The organism is Sphingobacterium olei (assembly GCF_005048855.1).
Classification (GTDB): domain Bacteria; phylum Bacteroidota; class Bacteroidia; order Sphingobacteriales; family Sphingobacteriaceae; genus Sphingobacterium; species Sphingobacterium olei.
The window spans coordinates 801,884-819,246 of record NZ_SUME01000001.1 but is presented as its reverse complement, the minus strand read 5'-3'; the positions used below and the strand labels follow the sequence as shown (position 1 = coordinate 819,246).

Sequence of the window (17,363 nt, the reverse complement as noted above, 5' to 3'; positions counted from 1 at the left end):
TAAATTTACCAGACCTTTATCTGTATTTCGAAAATTACCATAATGGCACAACTTTTTATCTAGATTGGAAAACATTTGTCCAAGGTAACGACAGTTCCTTGCTGCCGATGTCGATACCAACTACCTGCTCGAGTATGTCCATATTGATTTTTTATTTAACATGAAAAAATCAATAGTGAAACTTCCCTTGGATGGACTTGTTTCCTGATGGATATTCCAGCTGAACTCTAATTCCGCTTTACATTCTGTCCCGTCTTAGGAAGCGAAAAAAAAGGAAGACCATTTCTCAATATTAGTATGCTAAAAAGCTACTAAGACGGCTTTTGGCTCTCCTTTTTTCATTATGTGAGCGAATTTGTAAGACAAAAAAAATGTCTCATACATTTGCCGGTTAAAAACATAGGAGACAGCTTCATTTTTATATATAAATTGATATTTAAATTACCAACAGTACAAAAATTATAACATGTATCTTGAAAAAATATGAGACAACACGAATTATTAAGGTTGCCAGCTCTGTTGCTCGCAACCAAAGAATTTAACACCAGCAAAGAAACAACGAAAATATAGATAAAACTTTTAGCTTTTTCAAAGTGATCGTTCTTAACTTCCAGGTATACTTAAACAAATCGCATCCCTAGTTGGACCGTTACAAAAACCACAGTAACAAAGGTATGCACATAAAACCCCGCCCCCGCCAAAACAAGTCAAATAGCAAGCGTAAACGACCCCATCGCATACAGTAGGAGAATCCTCGGTTGGGGCGCAAAAACCTTCTATACAAATTGATGATTGGTCAATACAATTTTCTATATTATGAAGTTCGGAACCACAGGTGAAACCCGGAGGGACTGAAGAGCTTTGGATACTATAATTTGAGGAATATCCGTTCATTTCTAACACAATAATACCAACAAGATCGTTGAATTTAAGATCTTGAAGTCGTTCATCTGCCATCAGAAATTTAATAATACCTAACGATAATTGTACCTCTCTTTTTATTGAAGTTTCGTCAAGCTTGCTTTTAATTATGGCTGATTTATATTTTTCCTTCTGGATTTCGGGGCCCATTACGAATGCTCTTAATTCTGCACTTGTAAGTCCTGTAACTAGTTCAAAGTTTTGAACCTTTTGAATTGCAGACCTTAACAACTTTAATTCTCTTCTGATATTAGAAGATTGCGTAATGTCATCCGTAAAATTTAATTTACTAGCCATCAACTTTTCGTACAATAACCTTTCCTTATCAAGGTCTTTATAATTTTTTATCATCATATCTAGCGATTTTGGCTTATTCGAAACCAGCTCTATGATAATACCTAGATCAACTTTGCTATCGCTTTTTGATATTTCGCAAGATACACAACTTTTTTGTTCGTCTATTTTAAGGTCATATTTTTTTGCTAAATGTCCTTTTGCTATCAAAATTCTCTCTCTATCTTTATCGAATTCCTCTTTTTTATATCCTATAAGTTTTAATAGTTCATCTAATTCTATTGATTTCAATTGATTTAATTTTTCAGTATTTTGAACGATACGTCCCCATAAATTATTTTCAATATCCCAAATTAATTTCCATTCAGGGTCATCGAAAAGGTAATGTTCTTTACCATCTTCTAGTATTGAAAATTTCGAATCGTTATTATTATAAGTTGACAAGTTTTCGTCGCCATAATCCCTTTGATTTGGGGATTTTTGACAATTCTGGAGAAGTAGACTTAACACCGCTAGTAAACAAATAAATTTCTTTTTCATAATAGATATTTAATGATTGTAATTAATAAAATACAATATAAAGAAATATCTAATATTTGTATAATATTTTGGTAAGATTTTCCTGTGTGATATCAGTATAGCGATAGTAAGTAAGATTATAAGCTGAATCCATAGTTATCCCCCTACATGTAGTCGAAGCATACAACGCGTTTAAAGACAAGGGATTTACGGTTCTCAGCGTTTCGCTAGACGATAACGAAAGTAAGTGGAAAGCTGCTATTGAACAGGATGGTATGACTTGGTATCATGTATCAAGCCAAAAGGCTGGAAGGAACCTGCAGCGGCCTTGCACAATGTGCGGGCCATTCCACAAAATGTACTGATTGATGGCCAGGGAGACATTGTGGCATCCAACCTCCGTGGCGAGGCCTTAATTAACAAGATTCAGGAACTGCTAAAATAAATAACATAGCATAAATTCATAAACTTAAAAGTCCTATTACAGTGTACAATCCATTCCTATGAATTACCTCATCGATCCGTCTGGTAAGATCGTTGCAGTCGGTCTACGTGGAGAACAATTAATCAAACACTGGAAAAAACTCTTTAATAAAAAAGACAGTATTAAAAGCAACACCTTAACGCACAGATGTGTGCGTTAAGGTAGTTTTCTGAATTATCTATCTTTCTCTTGGTACAATGCTGTCACTGCTGAAATCAGCAGCAATCCGTTGCAAGGCCATTTTAAACCAGTGCGTAAAATGCTGTGGCTGCGTATGCACCTCCCGCTCCAATTGCTCTAGCGGCACCCAGCGGTAATTTTGGATCTCAGCGGGGTTTGGATTTGGTTCATCGTTCGTATAACCTAAAAAAACGTGGTCGTATTCGTGCTCTATCAGATTATTCTCCACCGGTATATTATAAATAAAAGAGAAACACTTTTCCAAGGTACATGATATCCCCATTTCATAGGCCAAGCGCTCCTTTGCACTTTCCATGATATCTTCGTTCCACTGCGGATGCGAACAGCAGGCATTGGTCCATAAGTCGGCGCCGTGATATTTACCCTTCGCCCGCTGGTGGATCAACATATCCCCTTGTGTATTAAATATAAATATTGAAAATGCCCTGTGCAAAACGCCCAATCGGTGCGCGTCCATCTTATCCATCTCCCCGATTGCAACATCATGCCTATCCACCAATACAACTTTATTTCTTTCCATAATACATTTTATCTATCAACCGATTCTATGCGGTGTGCGATGCAATTCATGCAACAACGCAGGTAAAATCATTAAGTTAGTGCAGCTGTCTCAAGCCTGTCACGGCTAAATTTTTTGAAGAAGAATACGTTCCATAAAATCATCGTATAGCCATACACAGCATCCTCAACGGGAATTGTGCCTATCCGAATCTCCATATAGTGTCCTGTTGTATAATTTACAATCGGCTGCTCTAAGCCTGTGCCTGTTAGCACACCATTTACCAAAAAGAATCCAGGGAGGAGCATCGTATAGATCAACGATACCTTACCGATCCAAGTCACCCGACTGACAAACTTGAGGTACACCAGCGATATACCTGTCGCCAAAAACGTAATAAATGGATAAACAAGGCCCGTGTTGAACAAACATAGCACAAAGCAGGATACCGCTGCCCCCATGCTGAAATACCGGTCAGCCTGCGGCTTCCATTCCAAACTGAAAAACTTGTCCAGACAATAAAAAGTAAAGACACAGGAGAAAGGTATACATATAAAAAACAGCCATTCCTCCAAGGGAAGTCCAAGCAGGCGTACGCCGATAAGGTAACTGTCATTAAACCACCATACACCTATTTTTGTAAACCAGGCATCCCAGATGATAAACGGAATTAATACTAGGATCGCGCTCTTGATAAATGGTACAAAAAACCGATCGAACCTAATTTTAGGGTGAAATGAAAAAATAAAGCAGACGATGACTGCTAGAAAATTGACCAGTAAATAGGTGTATTGTTTCATGATATAAAAACCATAACTAACTAAATTTTAGAACTTTTATCTCTAAAATACATTTTAAAATATTTGATCGGCACCCATAGGAAACCAAAGCATTCGCCTTGTTCCTTTCCCGTATGTTTGTGATGCTGTTTGTGTGCCCGTCTAATAGCTAATAAATAGGGGTTTTTCGTATCGCGTAAAAATCTGACACGCTGATGGATAAAAATGTCGTGCACAAAGAAATAGGAGAATCCGTATAGTGTAACACCCAGCCCAATATAAAACCAATGGTTAAAGCCCTGTACTGATCCATAGTACATCAACAAGAAAGCTGGAACAGCAAAGATAACAAAGAAGTAATCATTTCTTTCCAATTTGCTATCGTGCGCATGATCATGATGGTCTCTATGCAAAAACCATAAAAAACCATGCATCACGTACTTATGTGTGCACCAAGTAAACCCCTCCATGAGTAAAAACGTAGCTATAACGATTAAAATATTCATCTCTATTGCGTATTAAATTTCTTTTCCAACACCTCAAAACGGTAATCGAATATATGGTCTAATTTTTTCTTGACGAGTAAACCATGTACCCAGTCGCCTAATATACCAAAAGGCAATTCATAATCTACCGTATCAATAACCAAGACCCCGTTTTCGTTTTCGATGAACTGGTGGTGATGATTCCACAGCTTGTATGGTCCCTTCTTTTGGTAATCCGTAAAACTGTGAAGTGGTGATACCTGGGTAATTTCCGTTTGCCAACTCATCGGTATACCCAACAAAGGTGTCACGTTGTAATTAATCAGCATCCCTTCGAAAATCGATTCGTCGTCTAGTTCAGAACGCACCTTGAATTTCATCGATGCAGGCGTCAAGACAGACAAGTTATATGGCGAAGAAAAGAAAGTCCAGGCCGCTGCGATATCCGTCTTCAATTGTTGTTCCCTATGTAGTTGATATTTCATATGTCATTAAAGCATGGCCAATTTATATTGAAAGTAACAACTCATCATCAAAGAGAGCTTTTTTCCATTGTTAATACGTATACGCTGATTGATAATCTTTTCCGCCGATGTACACTTAATCTTATTAAATAAAGATATATAGTACCTGTAAGCGAGGTAAACACCGTATTTAGACGAGGTTGGCAACATCTTAATACCTGTTAGTGCCACGTCAAATTCGCTTTTTATCTCGGCCTCTATAGTGGTTTTTACCTCGCAGGTAAAGGCATTTAGATCCACATTCGGGAAATAGGTGCGTCCCAGGATATGGAAATCATCTTTAAGGTCACGTAAAAAATTTACTTTCTGAAAAGCAGATCCCAGGCGCATGGCATAGGGCTTTAGTCGTTCGTACTCCGATTTATCCCCTTTTACAAACACCTGTAGGCACATCAGTCCTACAACCTCCGCAGAGCCCAGGATATAGGTATCATATAATTCCGAATTATAATCAATTGTTTGAAGGTCCATTTCCATACTTCTTAGAAACGTATCGATCAGTTCATGATCGATCTGGTATTCATGCACAACATGCTGAAACGTATTCAAGATAGGATTCAGCGAAATTCGCTCCTCTAAAGCCTCTTTTGTCTGCAGTCTAAAGCGTTTCATTAACTGCTCTTTATCGTAATCATGAAAACTATCCACAATTTCGTCCGCCAGTCGCACATAGCCATAGATCGCATAAATAGCCGGGCGAATTTCTTCATTCAACGCCAAGATACCTAGCGAGAAGCTTGTACTGTACTTTTTTGTTGTCTCTTTACTCACCCTAAAAGATAACTCATCGAATAAATGCTTCATAATTTAATAATTTACATGTATAGATGTTGATAACGCACAGACCTCCTGTGCTACGATCCTTCCCGATATAATAGCTGGAGGCACACCAGGACCAGGAACAGTAAGTTGCCCCGTGTAAAATAGATTTCTCACCTTGCGGTTGCGAACAGAAGGCTTAAACACGGCCGTTTGCCGTAAGGTATTGGCAAGACCGTAAGCGTTGCCCTTAAACGCATGATAGTCGGCTACAAAGTCGGCTATACAAAAACTTCTTTTGTACGTTACCCGCTCTAGCAGACCGGTGGTTTGCGTGTGCTTTTCCAGACGGGAGATCATTTGTCTAAAATAGCGCTCACGCGTCTCCTCTCTATCGTCTAGACCTGTCGCGATCGGCATCAGCAAAAATAGATTCTCATGCCCTTCGGGTGCTACCCCCGGATCCGTTTTCGACGGACAGCAAGCATAGAACAGCGGATTTGAAGGCCATTTTTTTTCCTCGTAGATTTCTTTAGCCTGTTGGTACAGGTCGTGTTCAAAGAATAGTGTATGGTGTGTAAGGTCTGGAATCGTACGATCAAAGCCTAGGTAGTAGATCAGACACGAGGGCGCAAAAGTGCGGCTTTCCCAATACAATTCGTCGTAATTTCGGTATTTCTGCTCCAACAATTGTTCACTATGGTGATAATCTGCTGAAGCGATGATAGCATCCGCGATGACAAGTGCGCCGTCAATCCGCAGCCCTCTAGCATACCTATCTTCCACCACGATTTGCTGTACCGGCGCATTAGCATGAAACTGCACACCCAGCTCTTTCGCCACGGACATCATAGCTTCAATGATTTTTACGAAACCTCCCATTGGATACCAGGTACCCAATTTATAGCCACCATAATTCATCAAACTGTATAGCGCTGGAATATTATCCGGCATTGCGCCTAAGAATATAACCGGAAACTCCATTAAGGTTATCAACTTCGGATGGGTAAAATATTTACGGACGAACTTGCTGAAATCGCTTAGCAGATCCATCTTTAGTGCACTTTTAGCTATTTTTAACGACACGAATTCAAACCAGGAGTGGCAGGGCTTGTTCACAAAATCCATCATTCCCACCTCATACTTATATTTGGCATCGATCATGAAGTCGTCTAGCCGATCTGCAGCGCCTGTTTCGATATGCTCAAATAAGGTTCTCATCTCAGCATAGTCGGCTGGGAGTGCAATTACCTCGTCTGCAAATACCATTTCGAATTGCGGATTAAGCGATACCAAGTCGTAAAAATCAATCGCTGATTTTCCAAAATCCCGAAAAAAATTTTCGATTATGTCGGGCATCCAATACCAGCTTGGCCCCATATCGAAGGTGTACCCATTATCGGTCGTAAACTGCCTTGCCCTTCCGCCAAAAGTGATGTTCTTTTCGTACACATGAACCTCATGCCCGTCTTTAGCTGCGTAAGCAGCGGCAGAAATACCTGAGAACCCCGAACCTATAATCGCTATTTTCATCTAAAAATTATTTTATTAATTGCTGTTCATCAAATGATTATGATATGCTACTTCCAGTAATTCGGTCGTATCCAAATTTTGTTCGTAAATAGTTTGATGAAAATTAACCAGCTTATTAAGCAGCTGTATGAGCTCCATTTTCTCCGAGGTACTCAAGTTGCCCGACACCACGCTGGTCGCCTGCCTTATTTTTGCCATTTGACTTTCTAAAGTCAGGTTACCCGCTTCCGTAATAAAAATGATTTTGCTCCGTTTGTCCACTAATGAGTCTACCTGTTCTATCCAACCCTGGGCTAATAGCCGATTAATAATCTGGATACCGTACGGTTTCTCGTGAACGTTACGTTGGATGAGTTGCATTTTGGTCATTCCTCCAAAAGCACGTAAATTAATCAAATAAATAAATTCCTCCTGCGTGGAGAAATCAGAATCTGCTATCGCCGATTTAGAGTATAATTTAGCATAACGATTAAGTTGAACCAACAGTGTACTGATCACACTCTCTGCACTCCTGCCCTGTTCCTTGCCCTCCCACTGCGGTTCTTGGACGGATAGCACTGTGTTACTTTTTACGATCCATGCTATGAAATCCTCTTTTTCCAGATCTCTACCTTGTATTTTATTTGTTTCAATTTCGAACTGTTGTACCAAGTCGATTATATTTTTTACTAGTTTATAATTCATATCTTCAATCCGTCTATATATTAGTACAATAATAAACTATTTTTGTTTAAATTAGTATAAAAATATACAAATATTTCTGTCGCCGGATAATCAAGTATGCATATTTGTGCAACTGTTCTCCAATTATCTACACATAGGTTTACAGGTTAAGACTTCTATCGGGTTACGAACAATGAGATTGATACGTGCACTTTTAACAAGAACATTTAGGGCACATACGATGTTGTACTATGAAACGAATCGACACGAATGGATATATATTTTCTTATCATGCTTCTTGTAGGCCTTGCCAGCTTAGGAATGGCCTTTATGCCGGCCATAACAAAAAAGACGGGCGTATCTTATTCATTAATTTATGTTGCTGCGGGTGTACTCATCTATTGGACGTGGCCCACTCTGCTCCCCTCACCTCTCCCAAAAGACAATCCAGCGTTAGCGGTTCACTTGACCGAACTTATCGTCATCATCTCTCTTATGGGAACCGGGATCAAAATAGATCATGCTTTTTCCTTTAGAAAGTGGTCAAATCCGATAAAGCTGGTTGGGATTGCGATGTTGTTATGTATGATTGTTTGTGGTATACTTGGATACTACATGTTGGGCCTCGCTTTACCATCGGCATTCCTTCTTGCAGCAGTTCTTGCGCCTACCGATCCGGTCTTGGCAGCAGACGTTCAGATTGGACCGCCAGACGAGAAGATCAAATCCAGATCGAAGTTTGCCTTAACGGCGGAAGCAGGCATAAATGACGGGATGGCGTTTCCATTCACGTGGCTAGCAATCACGATAGCTTTGGCCGCGGGTGGTGAGGAGTTGCGGCTGATGCATTGGTTTGGTTATCATCTTATATATAAGATTGCTGCAGGCTTGTTGCTGGGGTGGCTTTGCGGTAAGCTAGTCGGTTACCTGGTATTTACCGTTTCAAAGAAGTATAATTTAATTAAACACGGGGATGGTTTTTTGGCCATATCACTCACATTATGTACCTATGGATTCACAGAACTAATGCATGGCTACGGCTTTATTGCTGTATTCGTAGCGGCGCTCACGCTACGACATGCCGAAAAAGGCCACGATTACCATCAACAACTCCATTCCTTTACCGACCAGACAGAGCGTGCGTTGCTCGGTATCCTATTAATCTTTTTTGGAGGCACGCTTGTCACTGGTATACTAGCGCCACTAACGCTACGGATTGTGCTATTTTCACTTTTATTTCTCTTAGTAGTACGACCTGCTTTAGCTTACCTCTCCCTTATGGGGTCAAAAATGCACTGGAAGGAGCGCCTCACCATCAGCTTCTTTGGAATAAGAGGTATGGGTTCTGCATTCTACCTTGCCTTTGCGCTTGATGAGGCCGAGTTCGTACATCAAGACGAATTGTGGGCAATAGTGGGTATCACTGTGTTATTTTCGATCGTTATGCATGGATTAACTGCGACTCCTATCATGAATCGTTTACAAGAGCAAGTTGCAGAAGGAAAAATCCAGAAATAGCCATATATTACAAACTACCACAGGCCATCCACTCTTTCATTCCTGCCGAATAGTTTTTGACATCTTTAAAGCCGTACTTCGCTAACAACGATTGTGCAATAGTTGCCCTGTCTCCACTTTGGCAATGGATTACGATTTGTTTGTCTTTACTAAATTTGTCCAGGTTATCGGGCAGAGTACCGACAAATACATGGTCAGCACCGTCAACATGGTAGGCCTCATATTCCGAAAGTCCCCTTACATCCACGATCTGTACATCCCGATTACCGATATAGGATTTGAACTCCTCCATATCGATAACCTCTGCAGTTTCCAATTTCAATCCCTGCTCTTCTACGTTTGAAATATATCCGTATATATTGTCCAGTCCGATACGCATCAGCTTTCGTGTTAGCTCCTCGATCTCACTATCCTCAGCGATCAATATAAATTGCTCCTGATAATTCAATAGCCATCCCGCCCAGGTAGAAAACGAGTTGTTGCCCTGTATATTAATACTATTGGGGATAAATCCGTCGGCAAAATCTTTTTTATTACGGGTGTCGATAACTTTAAGTCCGTTTTCATAAGCTGTTAGAAATTGTGCTTTTGTCAATTTTGGATGTTTGGGCACTTCTACTAGCAATGGGCGGTTTACCTTATTGAGATGTTTCATCATTGCAAAGTACTTCGGTGGTTCCGGTTGTCCGTCCAACAGATATTGGATAAATCCGTCTTTATCATTTTCATATTGAAAAGCCCAGTTACGAATTTTCTCATATCCAACAGTTGAACTTGGAACCGCTCCCAGTGTTTTGCCGCAGGCCGAACCCGCACCGTGTCCCGGCCACATCTGCACATAATCAGGCAATTCGGCAAAACGTTTGACGGATTGGTACATCTGTTTCGCTCCATTTTCCTGCGTACCGATCAGCCCTGCCGCCTTTTCAAGCAGATCCGGGCGACCAATATCGCCAACAAAAACAAAATCTCCTGTAAAAACCATAACGGGCTTATCCGTTGCAGGATGGTCTGTCAACAAAAAGCTGATACTCTCGGGCGTATGTCCGGGCGTATGGAGAACCTCTAAAGTCAGGTTTCCAACATTAATCTTATCACCGTGTTTTAGCCCAACGTGCGGAAACTGATATTGCCAGTCTTCGCCACCTTCATCAGAAAGATACAGTTGAGCACCAGTTACCGCCGCCAGCTCCCGCGAACCACAGAGGAAATCGGCATGGATGTGGGTTTCGGCAATATGTGTTATCTTCATATTGTTCTGTCTTGCAATTTCCAGATATACGTCCATATCCCTTTGCGCATCGATCACGATGGCTTCGCCTTTTGCCTGACAACCAACAAAGTAACTCGCCTGAGCTAAACTTCTATCATATACATGTTGAAAAAACATATTTTTATTTTTTTAATATTACTAATTTTATACTACAAATTTACCATCTGCGAATTACTTGTACGGTAACATGGGTTACACTTCCATTTATTTATAGAAATAATTCTTTTATCAGGATATAGATTCCCATGAGCAGCACAAACCAGCCAAAAGCGGCTTTGAGTTTGTTTCCTTTAATTTTTTTAGTGAGGAAGATTCCTATAAAGATTCCGACAACAGATAAACCAGTGAATACAGATAACAAGGTCCAATCAACCGCTTCATCACCTTGTAAGTCGCCTAAAAAACCTAAAAGCGATTTAGCTGCGATGATCAATAAGGAGGTTCCGACCGCCAATTTCATTGGCATTTTTGCCAGAAGCACCAATGCTGGAATTATCAAAAACCCTCCGCCGGCGCCGACCAATCCTGTAAGTGTCCCTACTAGCGTGCCTTCCAATAAGATCATCGGATAGTTGTATTTGATCTTCGTATCTTCCGATTCGGTACAGCTCTTACAAGGTCGAATCATGGAGATAGATGCAAAAATCATCACTAGGGCAAATAACACCATCAAAGCGATGGATTTCGTAAATTGGAAAGCTTCTGTCGTAAATAAAACATCCGGAATCAGAGGCATCAAGTACGCTCTGGTCATATATACCGCTAGGATAGACGGAATTCCAAAAATCAGGACGGTCTTGAAATCAACTTTTTTGTGTAGCGCATTTTGTACACCGCCCACCAGAGAGGTTGTTCCTACCACAAAGAGCGAATAAGCCGTTGCCAGTACAGGTTCTACAGCCATTACGTATACCAAAATAGGAACAGTAAGAATGGAGCCGCCGCTACCGACCAGTCCTAACGAGATGCCGACAAAAACTGCTAAAATGTATCCGGTAACTTCCGCTGCCATATTTCCATGATTTAAATTGTTATGAAACAAAAGTAGCATGTCACACTAGCACAGGCAGTAACATTTGTTACAGAAGATCAACATTTATAGTCTTTTTTTAAGAACGTAGCAATTCAATATTGTTACGGTTCAGCTTAATCTTACCTTCATGTTCAAAAGCTTTAAGTAACCGCGAAATAACGACTCTTGAACTGTTCAATTCGTAGGCAATTTCCTGGTGGGTGGTGGTTATAACCTTGGTGTTGTTTATCTTACTCTTTTCGTAAAGGTAATTATAAAGACGCTGATCCATATGCATAAATGCGATGTTGTCTATCGCCGATAGCAGCTCTTTAAAGCGACTGTCATAGCTCTGAAATACAAATGCACGCCAGCTTTTATATCTACCCATCCATTCTTCCATTTTACCGACGGGTATCATGACCACCAATCCGTCATTTTCGGCTACCGCACGAATTTCACTTTTCTTGTCACCCATACAGCAACTAAGGGTCATCGAGCAGGTGTCCCCTTTTTCAATAAAGTACAAGAGGAGCTCCCCGTTATCAAAATCTTCGCGCATTATTTTAATAGCTCCTCGAATCAGTAGCGGCATTGTTTTGATGTATTTCCCGATATCAATCAAGACATCACCTTCTTTAAATTCGACCAGTTTGCCCACCGATACGATTTCTTCAATCAGTGCCTGTTCAAAGATGCCTCCGTATGTATTGATAATTAACTCATCCATTTTTATAGTGTGTTAATGTGGTAACCTATCTTTTAATAACCCGTAAACCCATGTACCTAATACAGCACCTAAAATTACAACTAAAATAGGAAAATAGCCTGCACCTGCAAGCACAAACATAGGGCCCGGGCAAGCACCTGCCAATGCCCAGCCCAATCCGAAAAATATTCCGCCGATAAGGTAGCGCGGAAAGCTCTTTTCTTTATCGGTTATAATAATTGGATTGGCATGTACATCCTTTATTTTATTACGTTTGATATATTGAACGCCTATGATACCCACTACCAGGGCAGAGCCCATCAAACCATACATATGGATGGATTGGAAATTGAACATTTCGTATATCCGGAACCAGGATGCCGCTTCGGACTTATACATTACGATTCCAAAAAACGTTCCGATAATTAAATAAATAATACTTTTCATCTGATCTAAAAAATTAATGGAAAAATAAGATGTATCATCAGTAGTCCACCAATGAAGAAGCCCATCGTCGCAATCAGGGAGGGCAGCTGCAAGTTACTGATTCCAGATATCGAGTGCCCAGAGGTACAACCACCCGCATATCGAGCTCCGAAACCCACGAGCATACCTCCTATCAATAGGATGGCTAAAGTTTTCGGATCGGATAAAGCTTCTTCTGCAAACAACTCTGCCGGTGCATAAGCACTGCCTGCACTTTCAAAGCCGGTAGCCTGAAGTTGCGCAACGGTCGTGGGATTGAGGTTAGGCACCTGGTCATCAGACAAATAATTTGAAGCCACGAAGCCACCTATAACGGCTCCGGTCATCACCAGCAAATTCCAACGTTGGCTCTTCCAATCGAATTTAAAAAAATCACTTGTTTTATCCGCTCCGCATAGGGTACACAAGGTTCTCAGGTTGGAAGACATTCCAAAGCTTTTGCCAACATATAGTAGCATAAACATCGTCAAGGCTATCAAAGGGCCACTTATATACCAGGGCCAGGGTTCTAAAATCCACTGCATAGTTAAATTTTTTTTATTGTTCAGCATACAAATATCAACATCTCGACAGCTATATACTGTTACATATGTTACACAAAAAAAATTAGCCCAACTCTGCCGATTTAGCCCAAATATTCAGTGCGCCATCTTGGGCATACTGGTCTATTTTTGCTAACTCATCAGCTGTAAAGTCGAGGTTTTTAATTGCTCCGACGCAGTCGATCACCTGCTCCGGTCTGCTGGCACCTATTAATGCAGAAGTGATCCTCCCCTGTTTAAGCACCCATGCGATAGCCATCTGCGCCAAGGTCTGTCCCCGGTTTTCCGCTATTTCGTTCAACGCTTTTATCCTTTCCAAATTCTGTGGGCTCAGGAAATTTGGATTTAACGATTTGTGTTGGCTTGCGCGGCTATCTTCTGGAATATCCTTGAGGTATTTTGTGGTGAGCATACCCTGAGCAAGCGGCGAAAAAACGATGGAGCCGACTCCCAGATCGTCCAAAGTATCGATCAACCCATCCTCCTCTACCCATCGGTTCAGCAGGGAATAGCTGGGTTGATGGATTAGACAGGGAGTGCCCAACGATCTTAATATAGCGACAGCTTCTCTCGTGCGTTTACTATTATAGGATGATAAGCCTACATATAACGCTTTACCCGATCGAACCAATTGATCCAAGGCCTGCATCGTTTCCTCCAAAGGCGTATTCGGATCAAAACGATGCGAGTAAAATATGTCTACATAATCGAGTCCCATTCGTTTTAAGCTCTGTTCACAGCTCGCAATGAGATATTTTTTGCTTCCCCATTCGCCGTAAGGGCCAGGCCACATTTCATAACCTGCTTTGGTAGAAATAAGCAATTCGTCCCGCAGACCTGCAAAGTCTTCCTTTAATATTCTACCAAAGGCTACTTCCGCACTTCCGGGAGGCGGCCCGTAATTATTGGCTAGGTCAAAATGGGTAATACCAAGGTCAAACGCCGTTTGGCAAATATCCTGTTTTATGCGATGGGGTTTATCATCCCCAAAATTATGCCATAGGCCGAGTGATACCGCAGGAAGCATTAAGCCGCTCTTGCCGCATCTGTTGTACAACATATTCTGGTATCTGTCTGGATTAGGAGTGTAATTCATATATTATTTCAAAAAAATGTGTCTTATCGCGGGTTCTTTTAACTACTAAAAGAACAGCAAAGCTAATCTACAAAAAAACATAATACCAACCGCACAAACAATGTTTAAGATCATCCGTTTTATTTATAACAGAAAAGAATCATCATGACTACACGAAAAACCAGTAAGATTCAACACGCGGCGCGTATTCTCCTCGGATCATTTATGGTATTCGCTGGCGCTGCACATTTATCATTTTCGCGGTTCGAGTTTCAGGCGCAAGTGCCGAATTGGGTACCTTTAGAAAAGGATCTGGTGGTTATTTTATCGGGAGTAATCGAGCTTGCGTTCGGTTTTGCAGTTATCATTCTAGGTCATAAAAAGAAGTGGGTGCCGTGGTTGCTTGCCTTATTTTTTGTGGCTGTATTCCCTGGGAACTGGGCTCAATACATCAATCAGGTTGATGCTTTTGGGTTAGATACAGACCAAGCCCGCTTGGGGAGGCTTTTTTTTCAGCCCGTCTTGATTGTATGGGCATTATGGAGTATGGGAGCAATATCGACTCGAGGTTTTAACCCTGAGTCAATATGACTGCGGTTATTACTTCGCAAACTTCTTTGTACATGCCACACAACCGATTACGGCAACTGTGACAGCCAACATGCCAAAGCTCACTTTCTCGTGGAGCAGTGAACTCGCAACCGCCAAACCCAAAAATGGCTGTAACAGCTGTAATTGACCTACCGTTGCGATACCTCCCTGCGCCAGGCCCCGGTACCAAAAAATAAAGGCAATAAACATACTGAACAGCGAAACATATCCCAGGCCAAGCCAAGCCCCTGTGCTGATATCTTCAAAGGATGGCGGCATATAGATCAATGTAAGCGGCAACATTACCGGCAGGGAAAGGATCAGTGCCCAGGAGATCACCTGCCAACCGCCCAATGTTCGGGTAAGTTTAGCCCCTTCCGCATAACCCAGTCCGCAAAAAACGATTGCCGCAAGCATTAATATGTCGCCGATAGGTGAAGCCGCAAAGCCCTGTGCAACAGCATAACCCATTACCAACAAGCTGCCAATAACAGAGAAAAGCCAAAAGACAGGCCGTGGGCGTTCACCTCCGCGAACGACGCCAAAGACTGCCGTTGCAACAGGTAGCATGCCCAAAAAGACAATAGAATGTGCCGAAGTAACATATTGTAACGCCAGGGCACTTAATAGTGGAAAGCCTACTACCACACCAAGCGCAACGATAGCTAGTGGTAAAAGCTGTTTTGGGGCAGGGCGTTTTTCCTTAAAAACCAATACCGCTATCAGGGCCAGTATCCCCGCGATTGACGCCCGCGCGGCAGTCAGGAATATGGGGTCTAGTTCCAAAACGGCAACCCGTGTCGCAGGTAGCGAACCACTAAATAGCACCACCCCCATAATGCCGTTTAGCCAACCTTGCGTAGTATCCTCTTTTACTTTGTTTATACTTATTTCTGTCATTAGCTACTATTTTGGTGTAAAATTCGGCAAATGAAAAGAACAAACACAGTCACAGTTTTTGTTATTTGAATAGACACAGTTAAATTTGTAGAGTGAAGAAAAACTTTATATACCATGAGATAGCTGGTAATATTGCCAACAAAATCAAAACAGGTGTGTTGAAAGAGGGCGAACGTCTGCCGTCGGTACGCATGTTGAGCAAAGAACACGGAATAAGTGTAAATACAGCCAAGCGGGTATTTCTTGAGCTGGAAGCGCAATCGCTCGCACAGTCCAAACCCCAGTCGGGGTATTTTGTCAGCCCGTTAAGTTATCTAAAACTTCCGCTGCCCGAAGCCAGTAAGCCCCTACCTATAACCAACAACAAGGAGCCGAATGATTTGATCAATGGTGTTTATTCCACGATGGGCCGTCATGACTTAACGTTATTTTCTATCGGTGTGCCCTCGGGTAATATTTTACCATTGGCAAAGCTGAAAAAAGAAATTGTGCTAGCTACGAGATCGTTAAAAGAAGGCGGTACGGAATACGAACCCTTACAAGGGAATATAAAGCTGCGAAGAATGGTGGCTGTTCGTTCGTTGGCCTGGGAAGGATGGTTAAAAGAAGACGATGTAATCACGACGAATGGCTGTATGAATGCGTTGGCGCTATGCCTTATCGCCGTAACCAAGCCCGGCGATACCATCGCATTGGAGAGCCCCTGTTATCCCGGTATTTTGCAGCTCGCGGTCAGTATGGGGCTGCATGTACTTGAAGTTGCAACACACCCCGTGAGCGGGATAGACATTGATGCACTCAAAAAATTGCTCCCTAAAATAAACGTCTGTCTTTTAGTACCCAACTTCAATACACCATTAGGGTATTGTATGCCAGATAAGAATAAAAAAGAAATCGTATCCCTTTTAGCCGAGTATGATATTCCACTCATTGAAGATGATACCTATGGGGATATCCATTTTGATCCTGAGCGTCCAAAATGCTGTAAATCTTTTGATACAGATGGAAATGTTCTGTGGTGCGGTTCGGTATCAAAAACACTTGCGCCGGGTTACCGTGTGGGTTGGATCGCCCCCGGCAAATACAAAGAACAAATATTAAAATTAAAACTGATCCACGCGATATCATCTACCTCCATTATCCACGAAGCTGTTGGAAATTTCCTGATGAGCGGTAGATACGACAATCACCTCCGTCATTTTCGGAAAACACTTCAGGAAAATTATCAACGCTATGCGCTTGCCATATCGTTGTATTTTCCTGAAGGCACTAAAATAAGCCGGCCGCAGGGCGGGCTTGCATTATGGGTTGAGTTTCCGAAACACATTGACACGGCAGAGTTGTACAATTATGCTTTAAAAAAACAAATAAGTATCGCCCCCGGCAGGATGTTTACCCTACAAAATCAATTTCAGCATTGCATGCGCCTTTGTATTGGCCTACCCTGGACAGAGGATCTGGGATTAAAACTAAAACAGCTTGGAACGCTGGCAAAAATGCTGGGGTAAATGTGAATATAAAATATATATCTAATTTTCGAGTGAGTTTAGGAATGCATTCAATTGATTTTTGCCAAATGGCAAATGCCCAACAAAC

The 17,363-nt window shown here is 41.6% G+C and carries 19 protein-coding genes; 4 read left to right on the top strand and 15 right to left on the bottom strand.

Annotation, left to right across the window (positions count from 1 at the left end; genetic code table 11):
* Nucleotides 1-603 precede the first annotated feature (603 nt).
* On the bottom strand, nt 604-1,755 hold the full coding sequence (locus FAZ15_RS03515; RefSeq protein WP_136899904.1) for a hypothetical protein: 1,152 nt from the start codon (nt 1,753-1,755) through the stop codon (nt 604-606).
* Nucleotides 1,756-2,014: 259 nt separating this feature from the next.
* On the opposite strand from FAZ15_RS03515, the gene FAZ15_RS22435 reads away from it, so the two are divergent.
* On the top strand, nt 2,015-2,179 hold the full coding sequence (locus FAZ15_RS22435; protein WP_162304864.1) for a hypothetical protein: 165 nt from the start codon (nt 2,015-2,017) through the stop codon (nt 2,177-2,179).
* Nucleotides 2,180-2,396: 217 nt separating this feature from the next.
* Here the strand turns inward: FAZ15_RS22435 and idi are convergent, their stop codons facing one another.
* From idi to FAZ15_RS03480, 7 genes are all read right to left on the bottom strand, one after another.
* On the bottom strand, nt 2,397-2,939 hold the full coding sequence (gene idi, locus FAZ15_RS03510) for an isopentenyl-diphosphate Delta-isomerase (protein ID WP_136899903.1): 543 nt from the start codon (nt 2,937-2,939) through the stop codon (nt 2,397-2,399).
* A 71-nt stretch (nt 2,940-3,010) separates the two neighbouring features.
* Nucleotides 3,011-3,718: a lycopene cyclase domain-containing protein gene (locus FAZ15_RS03505; RefSeq protein WP_136899902.1), complete on the bottom strand. Its 708-nt coding sequence runs from the start codon at nt 3,716-3,718 to the stop codon at nt 3,011-3,013.
* 20 nt (nt 3,719-3,738) lie between these two features.
* Nucleotides 3,739-4,203 carry a sterol desaturase family protein gene (locus FAZ15_RS03500; protein ID WP_136899901.1) on the bottom strand — a complete coding sequence of 155 codons (465 nt, stop codon included), beginning with the start codon at nt 4,201-4,203 and terminating at the stop codon, nt 3,739-3,741.
* A gap of 2 nt (nt 4,204-4,205) precedes the next feature.
* Nucleotides 4,206-4,667 carry an SRPBCC family protein gene (locus FAZ15_RS03495; RefSeq protein WP_136899900.1) on the bottom strand — a complete coding sequence of 154 codons (462 nt, stop codon included), beginning with the start codon at nt 4,665-4,667 and terminating at the stop codon, nt 4,206-4,208.
* A gap of 6 nt (nt 4,668-4,673) precedes the next feature.
* A complete protein-coding gene (locus tag FAZ15_RS03490) occupies nt 4,674-5,510 on the bottom strand; it encodes a phytoene/squalene synthase family protein (RefSeq protein ID WP_136899899.1) in 837 nt (278 codons plus the stop codon).
* Between the two features lie 3 nt (nt 5,511-5,513).
* On the bottom strand, nt 5,514-6,998 hold the full coding sequence (locus FAZ15_RS03485; protein ID WP_136899898.1) for a phytoene desaturase family protein: 1,485 nt from the start codon (nt 6,996-6,998) through the stop codon (nt 5,514-5,516).
* 15 nt (nt 6,999-7,013) lie between these two features.
* Nucleotides 7,014-7,682, bottom strand: a complete 669-nt coding sequence (locus FAZ15_RS03480) for a MarR family winged helix-turn-helix transcriptional regulator (protein ID WP_136899897.1) — start codon at nt 7,680-7,682, stop codon at nt 7,014-7,016.
* 270 nt (nt 7,683-7,952) lie between these two features.
* Here FAZ15_RS03480 and FAZ15_RS03475 point away from each other — a divergent pair, with 270 nt between their 5' ends.
* Complete coding sequence (locus FAZ15_RS03475) at nt 7,953-9,179, top strand: cation:proton antiporter (RefSeq protein ID WP_162304863.1); 1,227 nt, start codon at nt 7,953-7,955, stop codon at nt 9,177-9,179.
* 7 nt (nt 9,180-9,186) lie between these two features.
* Here FAZ15_RS03475 and FAZ15_RS03470 read toward each other — a convergent pair whose 3' ends face one another.
* From FAZ15_RS03470 to mgrA, 6 genes are all read right to left on the bottom strand, one after another.
* Entirely contained in the window at nt 9,187-10,569 is a 1,383-nt protein-coding gene (locus FAZ15_RS03470; protein ID WP_136899895.1) for an MBL fold metallo-hydrolase, read from the bottom strand.
* A 91-nt stretch (nt 10,570-10,660) separates the two neighbouring features.
* Nucleotides 10,661-11,464: a sulfite exporter TauE/SafE family protein gene (locus FAZ15_RS03465; RefSeq protein ID WP_136899894.1), complete on the bottom strand. Its 804-nt coding sequence runs from the start codon at nt 11,462-11,464 to the stop codon at nt 10,661-10,663.
* 97 nt (nt 11,465-11,561) lie between these two features.
* Nucleotides 11,562-12,194 (bottom strand): Crp/Fnr family transcriptional regulator, encoded by a 633-nt coding sequence (locus FAZ15_RS03460; RefSeq protein ID WP_136899893.1) that lies wholly within the window; start codon nt 12,192-12,194, stop codon nt 11,562-11,564.
* Nucleotides 12,195-12,206: 12 nt separating this feature from the next.
* Entirely contained in the window at nt 12,207-12,620 is a 414-nt protein-coding gene (locus FAZ15_RS03455) for a YeeE/YedE family protein (protein ID WP_136899892.1), read from the bottom strand.
* A gap of 5 nt (nt 12,621-12,625) precedes the next feature.
* Entirely contained in the window at nt 12,626-13,183 is a 558-nt protein-coding gene (locus FAZ15_RS03450; protein WP_136899891.1) for a YeeE/YedE family protein, read from the bottom strand.
* Nucleotides 13,184-13,265: 82 nt separating this feature from the next.
* Nucleotides 13,266-14,297 carry an L-glyceraldehyde 3-phosphate reductase gene (gene mgrA, locus FAZ15_RS03445; protein WP_136899890.1) on the bottom strand — a complete coding sequence of 344 codons (1,032 nt, stop codon included), beginning with the start codon at nt 14,295-14,297 and terminating at the stop codon, nt 13,266-13,268.
* 144 nt (nt 14,298-14,441) lie between these two features.
* On the opposite strand from mgrA, the gene FAZ15_RS03440 reads away from it, so the two are divergent.
* On the top strand, nt 14,442-14,867 hold the full coding sequence (locus tag FAZ15_RS03440) for a DoxX family protein (protein ID WP_136899889.1): 426 nt from the start codon (nt 14,442-14,444) through the stop codon (nt 14,865-14,867).
* A gap of 9 nt (nt 14,868-14,876) precedes the next feature.
* Here the strand turns inward: FAZ15_RS03440 and FAZ15_RS03435 are convergent, their stop codons facing one another.
* Entirely contained in the window at nt 14,877-15,767 is an 891-nt protein-coding gene (locus FAZ15_RS03435; protein ID WP_136899888.1) for a DMT family transporter, read from the bottom strand.
* Nucleotides 15,768-15,859: 92 nt separating this feature from the next.
* Between FAZ15_RS03435 and FAZ15_RS03430 the strand changes: the two genes are divergently transcribed.
* Nucleotides 15,860-17,275, top strand: a complete 1,416-nt coding sequence (locus FAZ15_RS03430) for an aminotransferase-like domain-containing protein (protein ID WP_136899887.1) — start codon at nt 15,860-15,862, stop codon at nt 17,273-17,275.
* Nucleotides 17,276-17,363: the final 88 nt, after the last annotated feature.